General features: G+C 66.1%; 15 protein-coding genes and 2 tRNA genes. 5 read left to right on the top strand and 12 right to left on the bottom strand.

Annotated elements, in window-relative coordinates; genetic code table 11:
- Positions 1 to 68: 68 nt before the first annotated feature.
- Together guaA and tadA are read left to right on the top strand one after the other, a co-directional pair.
- Positions 69 to 1,637: a glutamine-hydrolyzing GMP synthase gene (gene guaA, locus ACVWZN_RS05255; protein ID WP_456952904.1), complete on the top strand. Its 1,569-nt coding sequence runs from the start codon at positions 69 to 71 to the stop codon at positions 1,635 to 1,637.
- A 118-nt stretch (positions 1,638 to 1,755) separates the two neighbouring features.
- The gene (tadA, locus tag ACVWZN_RS05250) at positions 1,756 to 2,238 is read left to right on the top strand and encodes a tRNA adenosine(34) deaminase TadA (protein WP_456952903.1); all 483 of its coding nucleotides are present in this window, start codon (positions 1,756 to 1,758) and stop codon (positions 2,236 to 2,238) included.
- Here the strand turns inward: tadA and ACVWZN_RS05245 are convergent.
- The gene (locus tag ACVWZN_RS05245) at positions 2,235 to 2,693 is read right to left on the bottom strand and encodes a DUF2721 domain-containing protein (RefSeq protein WP_027082191.1); all 459 of its coding nucleotides are present in this window, start codon (positions 2,691 to 2,693) and stop codon (positions 2,235 to 2,237) included. The genes tadA and ACVWZN_RS05245 overlap by 4 nt on opposite strands.
- A 59-nt stretch (positions 2,694 to 2,752) precedes the next feature.
- Here ACVWZN_RS05245 and orn point away from each other — a divergent pair, with 59 nt between their 5' ends.
- Together orn and ACVWZN_RS05235 are read left to right on the top strand one after the other, a co-directional pair.
- Positions 2,753 to 3,322 carry an oligoribonuclease gene (gene orn / locus ACVWZN_RS05240; protein WP_456952902.1) on the top strand — a complete coding sequence of 190 codons (570 nt, stop codon included), beginning with the start codon at positions 2,753 to 2,755 and terminating at the stop codon, positions 3,320 to 3,322.
- A 60-nt stretch (positions 3,323 to 3,382) separates the two neighbouring features.
- A complete protein-coding gene (locus ACVWZN_RS05235) occupies positions 3,383 to 3,970 on the top strand; it encodes a hypothetical protein (RefSeq protein WP_456952901.1) in 588 nt (195 codons plus the stop codon).
- Positions 3,971 to 4,006: 36 nt separating this feature from the next.
- On the opposite strand, the gene ACVWZN_RS05230 is transcribed toward ACVWZN_RS05235, so the two are convergent.
- From ACVWZN_RS05230 to ppsR, 4 genes are all read right to left on the bottom strand, one after another.
- Positions 4,007 to 4,082 (bottom strand) — tRNA-Glu (locus ACVWZN_RS05230).
- Positions 4,083 to 4,160: 78 nt separating this feature from the next.
- Positions 4,161 to 4,236, bottom strand: a tRNA-Ala gene (locus tag ACVWZN_RS05225).
- 43 nt (positions 4,237 to 4,279) lie between these two features.
- Positions 4,280 to 4,786: a DUF1249 domain-containing protein gene (locus ACVWZN_RS05220; protein ID WP_456952900.1), complete on the bottom strand. Its 507-nt coding sequence runs from the start codon at positions 4,784 to 4,786 to the stop codon at positions 4,280 to 4,282.
- An 86-nt stretch (positions 4,787 to 4,872) separates the two neighbouring features.
- A complete protein-coding gene (ppsR, locus tag ACVWZN_RS05215) occupies positions 4,873 to 5,694 on the bottom strand; it encodes a posphoenolpyruvate synthetase regulatory kinase/phosphorylase PpsR (RefSeq protein WP_027082195.1) in 822 nt (273 codons plus the stop codon).
- 130 nt (positions 5,695 to 5,824) lie between these two features.
- Between ppsR and ppsA the strand changes: the two genes are divergently transcribed.
- Positions 5,825 to 8,200, top strand: coding sequence for a phosphoenolpyruvate synthase (ppsA, locus tag ACVWZN_RS05210; protein WP_456952899.1), 2,376 nt, complete (start codon positions 5,825 to 5,827; stop codon positions 8,198 to 8,200).
- A 69-nt stretch (positions 8,201 to 8,269) separates the two neighbouring features.
- On the opposite strand, the gene ACVWZN_RS05205 is transcribed toward ppsA, so the two are convergent.
- From ACVWZN_RS05205 to ACVWZN_RS05175, 7 genes are read right to left on the bottom strand one after another with little or no spacing between them, the layout of a single operon-like run.
- Entirely contained in the window at positions 8,270 to 9,265 is a 996-nt protein-coding gene (locus ACVWZN_RS05205; protein ID WP_456952898.1) for a tetratricopeptide repeat protein, read from the bottom strand.
- On the bottom strand, positions 9,265 to 9,702 hold the full coding sequence (locus ACVWZN_RS05200; protein ID WP_456954717.1) for a cytochrome c-type biogenesis protein: 438 nt from the start codon (positions 9,700 to 9,702) through the stop codon (positions 9,265 to 9,267). Before ACVWZN_RS05200 ends, ACVWZN_RS05205 begins: the two co-directional genes overlap by 1 nt.
- Before the next feature lie 4 nt (positions 9,703 to 9,706).
- Positions 9,707 to 10,258, bottom strand: a complete 552-nt coding sequence (locus ACVWZN_RS05195; protein WP_456952897.1) for a DsbE family thiol:disulfide interchange protein — start codon at positions 10,256 to 10,258, stop codon at positions 9,707 to 9,709.
- A complete protein-coding gene (locus ACVWZN_RS05190) occupies positions 10,255 to 12,222 on the bottom strand; it encodes a heme lyase CcmF/NrfE family subunit (protein ID WP_456952896.1) in 1,968 nt (655 codons plus the stop codon). The genes ACVWZN_RS05195 and ACVWZN_RS05190 overlap by 4 nt, the downstream gene beginning before the upstream one ends.
- Before the next feature lie 12 nt (positions 12,223 to 12,234).
- Positions 12,235 to 12,738, bottom strand: a complete 504-nt coding sequence (gene ccmE, locus ACVWZN_RS05185; protein WP_456952895.1) for a cytochrome c maturation protein CcmE — start codon at positions 12,736 to 12,738, stop codon at positions 12,235 to 12,237.
- The gene (ccmD, locus tag ACVWZN_RS05180; protein ID WP_456952894.1) at positions 12,735 to 12,905 is read right to left on the bottom strand and encodes a heme exporter protein CcmD; all 171 of its coding nucleotides are present in this window, start codon (positions 12,903 to 12,905) and stop codon (positions 12,735 to 12,737) included. The genes ccmE and ccmD overlap by 4 nt, the downstream gene beginning before the upstream one ends.
- Positions 12,902 to 13,651 (bottom strand): heme ABC transporter permease, encoded by a 750-nt coding sequence (locus tag ACVWZN_RS05175; protein WP_456952893.1) that lies wholly within the window; start codon positions 13,649 to 13,651, stop codon positions 12,902 to 12,904. The genes ccmD and ACVWZN_RS05175 overlap by 4 nt, the downstream gene beginning before the upstream one ends.
- Positions 13,652 to 13,659 lie beyond the last annotated feature (8 nt).

Here is a 13,659-nt window from a genome sequence, read left to right as displayed (position 1 = left end):
ACGGCCGCGATGTCGCGCCGTCGAAGTTCACCGTCCCGCGTGCCGGGACGCACCGGAAGACCGAGCGCGTGCACGACATCCACAGCGACAAGATCCTGATCCTCGACTTCGGCGCGCAGTACACGCAGCTGATCGCGCGCCGCGTGCGCGAGCTCGGCGTCTACTGCGAGATCTGGGCGTGGGACCACGATCCGGCCGAGATCGCAGCGTTCGCACCGAAGGGCATCATCCTGTCCGGCGGGCCGGAATCGACCACGCTTCCGGGCGCGCCGCGCGCACCGCAGCAGGTGTTCGACTCGGGCCTGCCGATCCTCGGCATCTGCTACGGCATGCAGACGATGGCTGCGCAGCTCGGCGGCGCGACCGAAGCCGCGGATGCGCGCGAATTCGGGCACGCGACCGTCGAACTCGTCGCAGCCGATTCGTTGTTCGGCCACCTAAAGGATCATCCAGGGGCACCGCCGCGTCTCGACGTGTGGATGAGCCACGGCGATCACGTGTCGAAGGCGCCGCCGGGTTTCCTGGTTACCGCACGCACGGACCGCATTCCGGTCGCCGCGATGGCGAACGAGGAGAAGCGCTGGTACGCGGTGCAGTTCCATCCGGAAGTCACGCACACGAAGCAGGGGCAGGCGCTGCTGGGGCGTTTCGTCGTCGACATCTGCGGCTGCGCGACGCTTTGGACCGCGGCCGGCATCATCGAAGACCAGATCGCGCGCGTGCGAGCGCAGGTCGGCAACGATGAAGTGATTCTCGGGCTATCGGGCGGCGTGGATTCGTCGGTGGTAGCAGCGTTGCTACATCGCGCGATCGGCGATCAACTGACCTGCGTCTTCGTCGACACCGGACTTCTTCGCTTCGAGGAAGGCGACCAGGTGATGGCGATGTTCGCCGAGCACATGGGCGTGCGCGTGATCCGCGTCAACGCGCGCGATCGCTATTTCGCTGCGCTCGAAGGCGTGGCCGACCCGGAGGCAAAGCGCAAGATCATCGGCGGCCTGTTCGTCGACATCTTCGACGAGGAATCGACGCGGCTCACGAACGCGCGCTGGCTCGCGCAGGGCACGATCTACCCGGACGTCATCGAGTCCGCGGGCAGCAAGACCGGCAAGGCGCACGTCATCAAGAGCCACCACAACGTCGGCGGCCTGCCGGAGCATATGAAGCTCGGCCTGGTCGAACCGCTGCGCGAACTGTTCAAGGACGAAGTGCGCCGCCTCGGCCTCGAACTCGGGCTGCCGCGCGAGATGGTGTACCGCCATCCGTTCCCGGGCCCGGGCCTCGGCGTGCGCATCCTCGGTGAAGTGAAGGCGGAATACGCGGAGATCCTCGCGAAGGCCGACCACATCTTCATCGACGAACTGCGTCGCCACGATCTTTACGACAAGGTGAGCCAGGCGTTCGCGGTGTTCCTGCCGGTGCGATCGGTCGGCGTCGTCGGCGATGCGCGTGCGTACGAATGGGTGATCTCGCTACGCGCCGTCGAGACGATCGACTTCATGACCGCGCACTGGGCGCATCTGCCGCACGAGTTTCTCGGTCATGTGTCGAGCCGGATCATCAACGAAGTGCGTGGCGTGTCGCGCGTCGTTTACGACATCAGCGGAAAGCCGCCGGCCACGATCGAATGGGAATGAACCGCCTGCTTGCGAGCCATCGGCTCGCAGGCGGTTCATTGCCCGGCCCGCTGGGCCGGGCCGGGAGTTCGCAAAATCCGGTGCGCGACGCAACGCCTTTGAACACTCCCCGCACCGCATGACCACCCCGGCCACCACCGACGAACACTTCCTCCGCGAAGCACTCGCCCTTGCGACGCACGCCCGCGACGTCCACGACGAAATCCCCGTCGGCGCCCTCGTCGTCGATGCATCCGGCGCGGTCATCGGCCGCGGCTTCAACCGCAACATCAACGATCATGACCCCAGCGCGCACGCCGAGATCGTCGCGATGCGCGAAGCGGGCAGGGCGGTCGGCAACCATCGCCTGATCGGCGCGACGCTCTACGTGACGCTTGAGCCCTGCGCGATGTGCGCGATGGCGATGATCCATGCACGCATCGCGCGCGTCGTGTTCGGTGCATTCGATCCGAAGACCGGCGCTGCAGGAAGCGTGTTCGACCTGCTGGCCGATCCGCGACACAACCACCGCATCGACGTCACCGGCGGCGTTCTCGCCGACGAAGCCGGCAGCATGCTCACCGCATACTTTCGCGCGAAGCGCGGACGCCCCGCGACCTAGGTGCGATGACGCTGGATCTCGTGGTCCAGCTCCTCGTCGAAACTGCGCACCGCCAGGCTGACCTCCATGCCGAGTAGCAGGCTCGCGCCGAGCAGGAACGCGACGCCGAGAATCGCCAGCACCGTCGGCAACACGTCGAGGTGGTAACGCAGAAACGCGTCGATCGCGAGCGTGAGGCTGGTGCCGACGAAGCAGCCGAGTGCGACGTAGAGCATCTGGCACGCACGCAACACCAGGTGCGCGCGGCGGCGATGACGCAGAACTCGCAGGTCCCGCGCCGCAGGATCGGGCGCAACGTGCTGCCATTCGACGATGAGCGCGCGCAGGCGGTCGACGACCCGCGCGAGCCGCGCATTGGCAGATACGAGCATCGAGCCCGTGGCTGTCATCAGCAGCGCGGGGGCGAGCATGGTGGTCAGGATCGCGTAGTGGCCGGCGTTGAGGATCGGGTTCATCGCGTCGTGCTCCGTGATCGCTGGATTATGATGCGCACGACACCGCAAGGACCACGCGCATGAGCGATCTCCGCACCCAGGGCCAGCGCCTCATCTGGATCGACCTCGAGATGACCGGCCTCGACACCGACAACGATTCGATCCTCGAGATCGCCACCGTCGTCACCGATGCGGAGCTCAACATCCTCGCCGAAGGGCCCGAACTGGCCATCGCGCATCCGGTCGAGCGCCTTGAAGGCATGGATGACTGGAATCGCAACCAGCATCGACGCTCGGGGCTGTGGGAGCGCGTGGTTACGCAGGGCGTATCGATGGCCGACGCGGAAGCGCGCACGGTCGAGTTCCTCGCGCAATGGGTCGCACCGAATGCCTCGCCGATGTGCGGCAACTCGATCTGCCAGGATCGCCGCTTCCTGCATCGCTTAATGCCGCGCGTGGAAAAGCATTTCCACTATCGCAACCTAGACGTCAGCACGATCAAGGAACTCGCGCGCCGCTGGGCGCCGCAGGTTTCGTCCGGCGTCCACAAGGAATCCGCGCATACCGCGCTGAGCGACGTCCGCGACTCGATCGCAGAGCTGCGTCATTACCGTCAGTTCATGGGGCCGCTCGGCGGCAACGCCGCGTAACGCGGAACTTCCGCCGCCGCATCGCATCGAACCCGCGGGATTCGTTGCAGGGATGTGGCGATGGAGCGAACGGAACGACGTGATCGTCTGGTTGCGCTGGTGCTCGCTGCGCTGGCGCAGCTTGCATTCGTGGTGATGCTGCTGCGCTTGGTGCCGATGGCGAATGTGCGGGCCACGAAGGACGATGCGCTGGTCGTCGAATACCTGCCGCGAAAAGAGCGTGTGCCCATCGCGCGAGAAGTTGCATCAGACGAGATCGCATCCTTCGTGACCGCCCGTCACAGGCATGCCGCCCAGGTCACCGTCGAATTTGATGCGCGGCGCGTCCCGGCCGCACGCGACAGCGAAAAGGGCGCAACCGTCGCAGCGCCGCTTGACCTACGTGTTCCAGAGCCGCCGCCGGTGACGGATCACTTCGCGACGCGCGAGAAACTCAGAGCGCCGCCGATCGACGCGAGACGAACCCGATTTGCGGATTCGTGGCAAGGCGGCGGTACGCTGCTGGACGAGGCGCGGGCGCGATCAGGCGTCGTGCGCATCGCAACGTCGCTGTTCGGCGGGCCGCCGCGCCATTGCAGTGAAGTCGAGCGGCGGCTCCGCAAGCCGAACTGCCTTCCGGAGCCGGAAGATGCGCCGATTCACCCCTGAAACGAGCGAAGCCCGCTTTCGCGGGCTTCGAGATAGTGGCGTCCCCACGGGGATTCGAACCCCGGTCGCTACCGTGAAAGGGTAATGTCCTAGGCCTCTAGACGATGGGGACGCTGTAGCAAACTTCGCTAGGCGCGACACCGGGCGTGTGACATCGGCCTATGCCCGGCCTCTAATTTTTACTTCCAGATGGTGGAGCCAGCCGGGATCGAACCGGCGACCTCTACAATGCCATTGTAGCGCTCTCCCAGCTGAGCTATGGCCCCACGCGCTGGAGAGCCGGCATATTAGTGAGCGACCCCGGCACCGTCAAGCATCGTCGACGATTTCTTCACGTTCTTCGACCGGAATCGCGCCTTCGAATCGCAGCGTCGTCGGGCCATGGCCACGTTCGCCGAGGTACTGCAGCCACTTGCCGAGAAACGTGTTCATCCGCATGCGGTGACCGAGCAGCCGTTCGGGCGTCGGGTTGAGCCCGATCACGTCCTGCCAGCGGCGACCGACATAGCAATGGGTCGCTTCCGCTTGTTTGGCGTCGTGATAGAGCCGCACGTAGGCGGACGGATCGGATTCGCCGGTGACCGGGTCGCGCATGGCGTAGGTCAGGCGGACCTCGCTCGTATATGGGTGCTGGCCGATGACGTCGACACGCACCGGCACGCCGTCGCCGATGTCCGAAACCCAGCGACCTTCGCCCAGGTTACGGATATCGAAAAGCCGCCCCAGGCGGCCGTGGTTTTCGGCGTACAGGGCCATCAGCCAGGCGAAGCGGCTGAGTCGCGGAACGAGGCGTTTGCGGGCGACGAGCTGGGACATGGATCGACTCTACACGCCCGTTGTCCACGAGAGTGCGACGGCGTCCGACCCGTTCAGCGAGCGACGGGAACACCGTCACAGCGCAGCTAGAACATCTCGCGCTGCAGGCCGAGCGTGGTCAGCACCTTGCTCGCGATCTCCTCGATCGAGGTGTGCGTCGTACTCAGCGTGGGGATGCGTTCGGCGCGGAACATCGCTTCCGCCGCGGCCACTTCACGACGGCAGGTCTCCAGCTGCGCATAGCGCGAATTCGGGCGACGTTCCTGGCGGATCTGCTGCAGGCGCGCGGGATCGATCGTCAGGCCGAAAAGCTTGTGGCGATACGGGCGCAGGCGCGGCGGAAGACGGTCGTGCTCGAGGTCTTCCTCGGTCAGCGGATAGTTCGCTGCACGCACGCCGTAATGGAGCGCGAGGTAGATGCAGGTTGGCGTCTTGCCTGCGCGCGACACCGCGACGAGCACGAGATCCGCATCGGCGTAGTCGAGGCTCTGGCCGTCGTCGTGCGTCAACGTGAAATTGATCGCGTCGATTCGGCGGTGGTAACGCTCGAAGTCGACCATGCCGTGGGCGCGGCCGACGTGGCGCTGTCGCGTCTGCTCGAGTTCGCGCTCCAGTGGCTCGATGAAGGGCGCGAACACGTCGAGCATCAGCGCGCCGCTCTCGATCAGTGCGGCACTGATTTCCGGGTCCACGCACGAGTTGATCACGATCGGTCGGACACCATGGCGGGCTCCGGCCTCGCGGATGCGCGCCACCGTGTCCTGCGCGCGCTCCAGTGAGTCGACGAACGAAATGCGCGTGGTGTCGAACCGCGTCTCGGTGAACTGGGTGAGCACGCTGTGGCCGATGGTCTCGGCGGTGATGCCGGTGCCGTCGGAGACGTAGAAAACGGGGCGGACTTCGCTCATCGAGATACGCGCCAGACGTTGGTCGGACAGGAAAAACCCCGGCAAATCAAGCTTGTATGCGCGGGACGCAGCGGCGATCATATCCGCTATTCGCCGGCGGTCGCGCCCGAAAACACCCTTGGAGACGGTCTTGAACGAGAACATCCTGTGGTTGCACGCGCTTCGCCTGTCGGACCTGGCGCGCGTCGGCGGCAAGAACTCTTCGCTCGGCGAGATGATCGGCAACCTGGCCGGGCTCGGTGTGTCGGTGCCCGGCGGCTTCGCGACCACCGCGGAAGCGTTCAAGGATTTCATCGCACATAACGACCTGCACCAGCGCATCTTCGATCGACTCGCGACGCTGGACGTCGAGGACGTGCACGCATTGACCGCGGCGGGCGGCGAGATCCGTGGCTGGGTGATCGATGCGCCGCTGCAACCCGAACTCGATCGCGACATTCGCGACGCGTATCGCCAGCTGTGCAGCGAAAACGGCGGCGGTGATGTCGCCGTGGCGGTTCGTTCGTCCGCGACCGCGGAAGACCTGCCGGACGCGAGCTTCGCGGGCCAGCAGGAAACCTTCCTCAACGTGACCGGCGAGGACGACGTCGTCCACAAGGTCAAGGAAGTTTTCGCGAGCCTCTACAACGATCGTGCGATTGCCTATCGCGTGCACCACGGCTTCAAGCACGAGGACGTGTTCCTGTCGGCCGGCGTGCAGCTGATGGTGCGTTCGGACGTCGGCTCGTCCGGTGTGCTGTTCACGCTCGACACCGAGTCTGGTTTCCGTGAAGTGGTGTTCGTCACCGCGAGCTACGGCCTCGGCGAGATGGTGGTGCAGGGCGCGGTGAATCCCGACGAGTTCTACGTCTACAAGCCCACGCTGCGCGACGGCAAGAAGGCGATTCTGCGCCGTACGCTCGGTGCGAAGCAGTTGCGCATGGTCTATTCCGACGTGGCGGGTGAGCGCGTGCGCACCGAGCCGACGCCGGACGAACTGCGCAACGGTTTCTGCGTCAGCGACGAAGACGTGCAGGAGCTGTCGAAGCAGGCACTCGTCATCGAACAGCATTACGGCCGCCCGATGGATATCGAGTGGGCGAAGGACGGCGTCAGTGGCAAGCTGTTCATCGTGCAGGCGCGCCCGGAAACGGTGAAGTCGCGTGCGCATGCCACGCAGATCGAGCGTTACCAGCTCATGCAGCGCGGCCCGGTGGTGTGCGAAGGGCGCGCGATCGGTCAGAAGATCGGCACCGGCGTCGCACGCGTTGTGCGTTCGCTGGACGACATGAGCCGCGTGCAGCCGGGCGACGTGCTCGTCGCCGACATGACCGATCCGGACTGGGAGCCGGTGATGAAGCGTTCGGCTGCGATCGTCACCAATCGCGGTGGCCGCACCTGCCATGCAGCGATCATCGCGCGCGAACTCGGTGTTCCGGCGGTCGTCGGTACCGGCAACGCGCTCGACACGATCAAGGACGGCCAGCAGGTCACCGTGAGCTGCGCCGAAGGCGATACGGGTTTCATCTATGACGGCGAACTGCCGTTCGACCGCAACGTCGCCGACCTCGAGCACATGCCGCCGGCGCCGCTCAAGGTGATGATGAACGTCGCGAACCCCGAGCGCGCGTTCGACTTCGCGATGCTGCCGAACGCGGGCGTCGGCCTTGCGCGTCTCGAGATGATCATCGCCAGCCACATCGGCGTGCATCCGAAGGCGCTGCTCGAATACAACCGCCAGGACGCGGAAACGAAGAAGAAGATCGACGCGAAGATGGCTGGCTATTCCAGTCCGGTCGACTTCTACGTCGATCGTCTGGCGGAAGGCATCGCGACGATCACTGCATCTGTCGCGCCGAATCCGGTGATCGTGCGCCTGTCGGACTTCAAGTCGAACGAGTACGCCAACCTCATCGGTGGTGCGCGTTACGAGCCGCATGAAGAGAACCCGATGCTCGGCTTCCGCGGCGCGAGCCGTTACGTCGATCCGTCGTTCGCAGAAGCCTTCGCGCTCGAGTGCCGCGCCGTTCTCAAGGTGCGCAACGAGATGGGCCTGAAGAACTGCTGGGTCATGATCCCGTTCGTGCGCACGCTGGACGAAGGCCGCAAGGTGGTCGACGTGCTGCGCAAGAACGGCCTGGTGCAGGGCGAGGACGGCCTGAAGATCATCATGATGTGCGAGGTTCCGTCGAACGCGCTGCTGGCGGACGAGTTCCTCGAGATCTTCGACGGCTTCTCGATCGGTTCGAACGACCTCACGCAGCTGACGCTCGGCCTCGATCGCGACTCGGGCATCGTCGCGAACCTGTTCGACGAACGCGATCCGGCAGTCAAGAAGCTGCTGTCGATGGCGATCCAGGCCGCAAAGCGCAAGGGCAAGTATGTCGGCATCTGCGGGCAGGGGCCGAGCGATCATCCGGACCTCGCGCAGTGGCTGATGGAAGAGGGCATCGAGTCGGTGTCGCTGAATCCGGACACGGTGGTGGATACGTGGCTGCGGCTTGCGAAGGCGAAGGCCGCGAGCTGAGCCCCGGCGTCGTCGAGAATAAGAAAGCCCCGCTTCGGCGGGGCTTTTTCGTTGCGTCGAATGCGGTGATCAGGGACGCGCGTGATCGATGGTCAGCGCCGTCTTCGCATCTGAGGCGACCTGCAACGCCGGTGACTCAAGGTCGCCCGATTGCGCGTTCGCGACGCCACTGCGGGATACGCGCGCGACGACTTCTACCTTCTGCAGCTGCGAGAGTCTGCGCGTCGGCATCGGGCTGTCGGCGTCGGACAGCGTGATCGTCGCAGGCAGCTCGGCTAGCGTGATTCGTTTGGCGGCGACCGGCATCGGCATGCCACCGGGCTCGCGGGCGAGGACGAACACGGTGGCGGCCGCAGGAAGATCACGACGCAACGTCGGCGCGATGTCGAGCTGAATCGTCAGCACGCGCGCCTTCGGAATCGCGGATTCCGGCAGCGGCGGCAGGCCGGCTTCGCGACGCGCGTCGTCGATCTGCGTGCGCAGTGCGCCTGCAGTGGCCGGGTCGACCGCGGCGAGCAGTGGCTGCCATGTTGCCGCCGCATCCGCGGCGTTACCGGCCTGGCGTTGCGCGACACCGAGGAACCATCGCGACCGCTGATGCGCCGGCTGGATTTCGAGCGCACGACGCAGCATCGCGATCGACTCCGCATCGAAGCGTCGACCCGGCGCAGCGATCGCGAGCGCTTCGGCAGCCTGTGCGAGCAGGTCGGGATCACTTGGGGCGTAGCGCAGTGCCTGCGAGTAGGCTCGCGCGACGTCGGCTGGCCGGCCTTCCGCGCGGTAGGCATCGGCGAGCAGTCGCCAGCCGTCCGGCTGCGCGGGGTTCCGTGCCAGTTCGCCTTCCAGGCGGTCGACCGCCGACGACAGCGTGTCGACCGGATGCACGTTGGCCGGATCAAGCGCGGCCGGCGTACCGACGAGGAGATACAAGGCCGACACCGAGACGAGCGCCGCGCCGGCAACCACACCGCCCACCATAGGACGTCGACGGATCAGCGGCCAGAACGCGAAGACGAGTACGACGAGGCCGAGCGCGAGCGCCGCGGCGATAAAAGCGTTCGACATCACCATTCGCCGTTGTCCTCGGAACCCGCAACGGTCGTGTCGACGCGCGCACGCGAACGATCACGCGCGACGCGCCAGACGATGCCGCCCCCCGCGAGCAGAATAAGCACCGGGCCGAACCACAGCAGCCATGTCGACGGTTCGACTTCGGGGTCGTAGAGCACGAACTGTCCGTAGCGGTCGACGAGGAAGCGTCGGATCTCGTCGTCGCTCCGTCCTTCGCGCATCAGCTGAAGAATCTCGCGGCGCAGGTCGATCGCAATCAGGGCTTCGGAATCTGCGATCGACTGGTTCTGGCACATCACGCAACGCAGCTGATGCGTGAGGTCGCGGAAGCGCGTTTCCTCGGCCGCATCACGGAACTGCAGCGGACGACGGTCGGCGACCTGCGCGGTCGCTGTGCCGATGAGGAGCAACGCAGCAAGCATGACGAACATGAGCTTACGCGCCACGTTCGGTCTCCAGCCCTTGCAGCTGCGGGAGCAGTTCGTCGCGGATGATCGCGTCGGTGAGTGGGCCGACGTGCTTCCAGCGCACGCGGCCCTGCGCGTCGATCAGGAACGTTTCCGGCGCGCCGTAGATTCCGAAATCGATCGCGGTGGTCCCCGCTTCGTCGGCGATGACGAGCCAGTACGGATTGTTGAACTGCTCGAGCCAGCGTAGGGCGTCTTCGCGAACGTCCTTCAGGTCGTAACCGATCACGCGTACGCGCTTGGTTTCGGCGAAGCGCGTGATCACCGGATGCTCTTCACGGCACGCGGGGCACCAGCTGCCCCAGACGTTGAGCACGTACGGCGCGCCGCGCAGGTCGGCGGCGCGCACGATGCGCTGCGGCTGATGCAGCGAAGGAAGCGCGAACTCGGGCGCGGCCTTGCCGATCAGCGGGGACGGCAGTGCTTCGCGATCCGGCTTGCGGCTGAGCCACACGCCGGCGGCGAGGAGCACGGCGAGCGCGGCGAACACGGCGAGCGGAATCCAGCGCGCACGCGTCACGGCGTGGCCCCGGCCGTCGCTGCGTTGTCCGCGGGTACCGCAGCCGCCGCGCGCGCACTGCGGAAGCGTCGATCGAACGCCGCTGCGATACCGCCCAGCGCCATCAGCAGCGCGCCGCCCCAGATGAAGCGAACGAACGGCTTGACGTGCACGCGCACCGCCCACGAGCCGCCGCCGAGCGATTCACCGAGCGCGACGTAAAGATCGCGCGCAACCCCCGGGCGGATCGCGGCTTCTGTCATGACCTGTCCGCCGCTGGCGTAGGTGCGCTTTTCAGGATGCATGGTGTCGATCACGCGACCGCCGTCGGAGACGATTACCGTGCCCCGGTCGGCAACGTAGTTCGGGCCTTGGCGACGTTCGACGCCGTCGAAGCGGAACTCATAGCGACCCAGTGCGACGGTCTGCCCGGGCTTCAACGCCAGTTCGTGTTGCTGCGCCATGCCTTCCACAAGCAGTGCGCCCGCGAGGAACAGGCCGAGCCCCGTGTGCGCGAGGATCATGCCGACCATTTCGCCTGTGAATCGCCCGCCTGCATTGCGCACGCGCTGCACGACGAAGCGCACGGTGCCGAGCACCACCCAGACGACGCCGACGAGCGCGAGCGCGGACTTCCATCCCCCCTGCGGCAGCAGCACGAATGCGGCGATGCCGGACAGCACGGCGAGCACCGCGAGCGGCGCAAGGAGCCTTGCAGGCCGCGACGGTTCCTCGCGCTGCCAACGCGTCAGCGGGCCGAACGGCAGCAGCAGCGCGAGCAGCGCGACCAAAGGAATGAAGAACGAGGCGAAGTAGGGCGGGCCGACCGAAATCTTGCCCATGTCCAGCGCGTCGGCCAGCAACGGGTACAGCGTGCCGAGCAGCACCATCGCGCACGACGCGCTGAGCAGGACGTTGTTGACCAGCAGCAGCGTCTCGCGCGAGTACATAGCGAAGTAGCGCGGCGGCGCGGCGCTGTTGTCGGGCGCCTTCAACGCATAGAGCAGCAGCGAGCCGCCGACCACGATGCCGAGGAAGATCAGCACGAACGCGCCGCGCGTCGGGTCCGCGGCGAACGCGTGCACGCTGGTCAATACGCCGGAGCGCACGAGGAACGTGCCGAGCAGCGACAGCGAGAACGCGGCGATCGCGAGAAGCAGCGTCCAGCCGACGAAGCCGCCGCGCTTTTCCGTGACCGCCTGCGAGTGGATGAGCGCGGTGCCGGCGAGCCACGGCATGAACGACGCGTTCTCGACCGGATCCCAGAACCACCAGCCGCCCCAGCCCAGCTCGTAATACGCCCACCACGAACCGAGCGCGATGCCGACGGTGAGGAAGGCCCAGGCGATGTTTGTCCACGGACGGGTCCAGCGCAGCCAGCGCGTATCGACATCGCCTTCGAGCAGGGCGGCGATCGCGAATGCGAACGGCACCGAGAAACCGACATAGCCGGTGTAGAGCATCGGCGGGTGGATGATCAGGCCCGGGTCCTGCAGCAACGGATTGAGGTCGCGACCTTCGATCACCGCCGGCAGCAGCCGCACGAACGGGTTGCTCGTGAAGATCAGGAACGCGAGGAAGCCGACCGCAACGATGCCCATCACGCCGATCACGCGCGCGACGACGTGTCGCGGCAATGTACGCGAGAACGTCGCGACCGCGCCGGTCCACAGCGCGAGCACCAGGGCCCACAACAGCAGCGAACCTTCGTGCGAACCCCAGACCGCCGAGAAGCGATAAGGCATCGGCAGCAGCGAATTGCTGTTCGAGGCGACGTACTTGACTGAGAAGTCCTGCGTCACGAACGCGTAAGTCAGCACGCCGAACGCGATCGCGAGGCAGCCGAGCTGCGCGTACGCGGTCGGCCGCGCGAGATCCATCCACGCGCCGATGCCGCGATGCGCGCCGATCAGCGGGAGCGTCGCCTGCGCGATCGCGATGACGAACGCCAGCAGCAGCGCGAACTGGCCGATTTCAGGCAGCATCGAAATGTTCCGTCACTGCATCGCTTCGGCGGGCGCGGACTGCGGAGGCGACGCCGTGTTGTCGGCTACGTCATGCTTGCGATGCGCCTTGCCCATCTTCTCGGCGACTTCTTTCGGCATGTACGTCTCGTCGTGCTTGGCGAGCACCTGCTCGGCGACGAAACGGTCGCCCTGCATATGGCCCGTCGCGATCACCGCCTGGTCCTCGCGGAACAGGTCGGGAAGGATGCCGGTGTAGACGACGGGCATGACGCGATCGCCGTCGGTGACGTCGAAGTGCGCTTCCATCGAGCCTTGTGCACGCTTGAACGAGCCGCGCGCGACCATCCCGCCGAGGCGGAACTTGCTCTCGCCATCGCGCACCTGCGCACCGGCTTGCCCGCCGAAGATTTCCGACGGCGTATAGAGGTAGGCCACGTTGCGCTGCAGCGCCATCGCGACGAGCGTGGCCGCGAGGCCGGCGCCCAGCACGAGCGCGACGAGCCACAACAGGCGGCGGCGACGGATCGGGTTCATTGCGTTTCCATGGAGCGTTTCGGACGCGCACGGGCGGCGTCGCGTGATTCGCGTCGCTTGGCGGCGCGGAGATGACGAATGATCTGCACGCGCGTCGACAGGAAGTCCGAGCCGAGCACGATGGCAAAGACGGCGTAAGCAGCGGCGACGTAGTTCGCGTACGTCATCGCGCAGCTCCCGCGGCCTGTGCGACCCAGTGCTTGCCGGACTCGCGACGCAGGTTGTCCGCACGCGCACGCGCCAGCAGTGCGCCGAGGAACCAGACGTGCGTGCCGACCGTCATCCAGACCAGCGGCGCCATCATCGACGCATCCATCGATGACTTGCCGAACAGTCGGATCGTCTGGCCTTGGTGCAGCGAGTTCCACCACACCACCGAGTAATGAATGATCGGCAGCAGCACGACGCCGACGATGGCGAGGAACGATGCCGCGCGCGCGGCGATGCGACGGTCATCAATCGCGCCGTAGATGCCCATCACGCCGAGGTAGAGGAAGAGCAGGATCAGTTCCGTCGTCAGGCGCGGATCCCAGTCCCACCAGGTGCCCCACATCGGCTTGCCCCAGATCGAGCCGGTCACCAGCGTGATCAGCGTGAACGCCGCGCCGATCGGCGCGCAGGCCATCGCGAGGATCTCGCAGAGCTTGATGCGCCAGATCAGCGCGATAGCCGCGTACAGGGCCATCGTCGCGAACACGGCCATGCTCATCCACGCCGACGGCACGTGGATGTAGAGGATGCGGAAGCTGTCGCCCTGCTGGTAGTCGGCGGGCACGGTGAACAGCGCGCCGTAGATGCCGACCAGCATCGCAAGCAGGCCGAGCCCATAGCCCCACGGCGCCCATCGCGCGGCGAAGCGGTCGAAGTAGGGCGGCGAGCCGAGTTGGTGGAACCAGCGGACCAGCGGATTCATGCGGGCAT

Source organism: Lysobacter sp. HA35, from assembly GCF_054061195.1.
The sequence above is the reverse complement of the archived record's forward strand: the minus strand, read 5'-3'. Positions and strand labels throughout refer to the sequence as shown.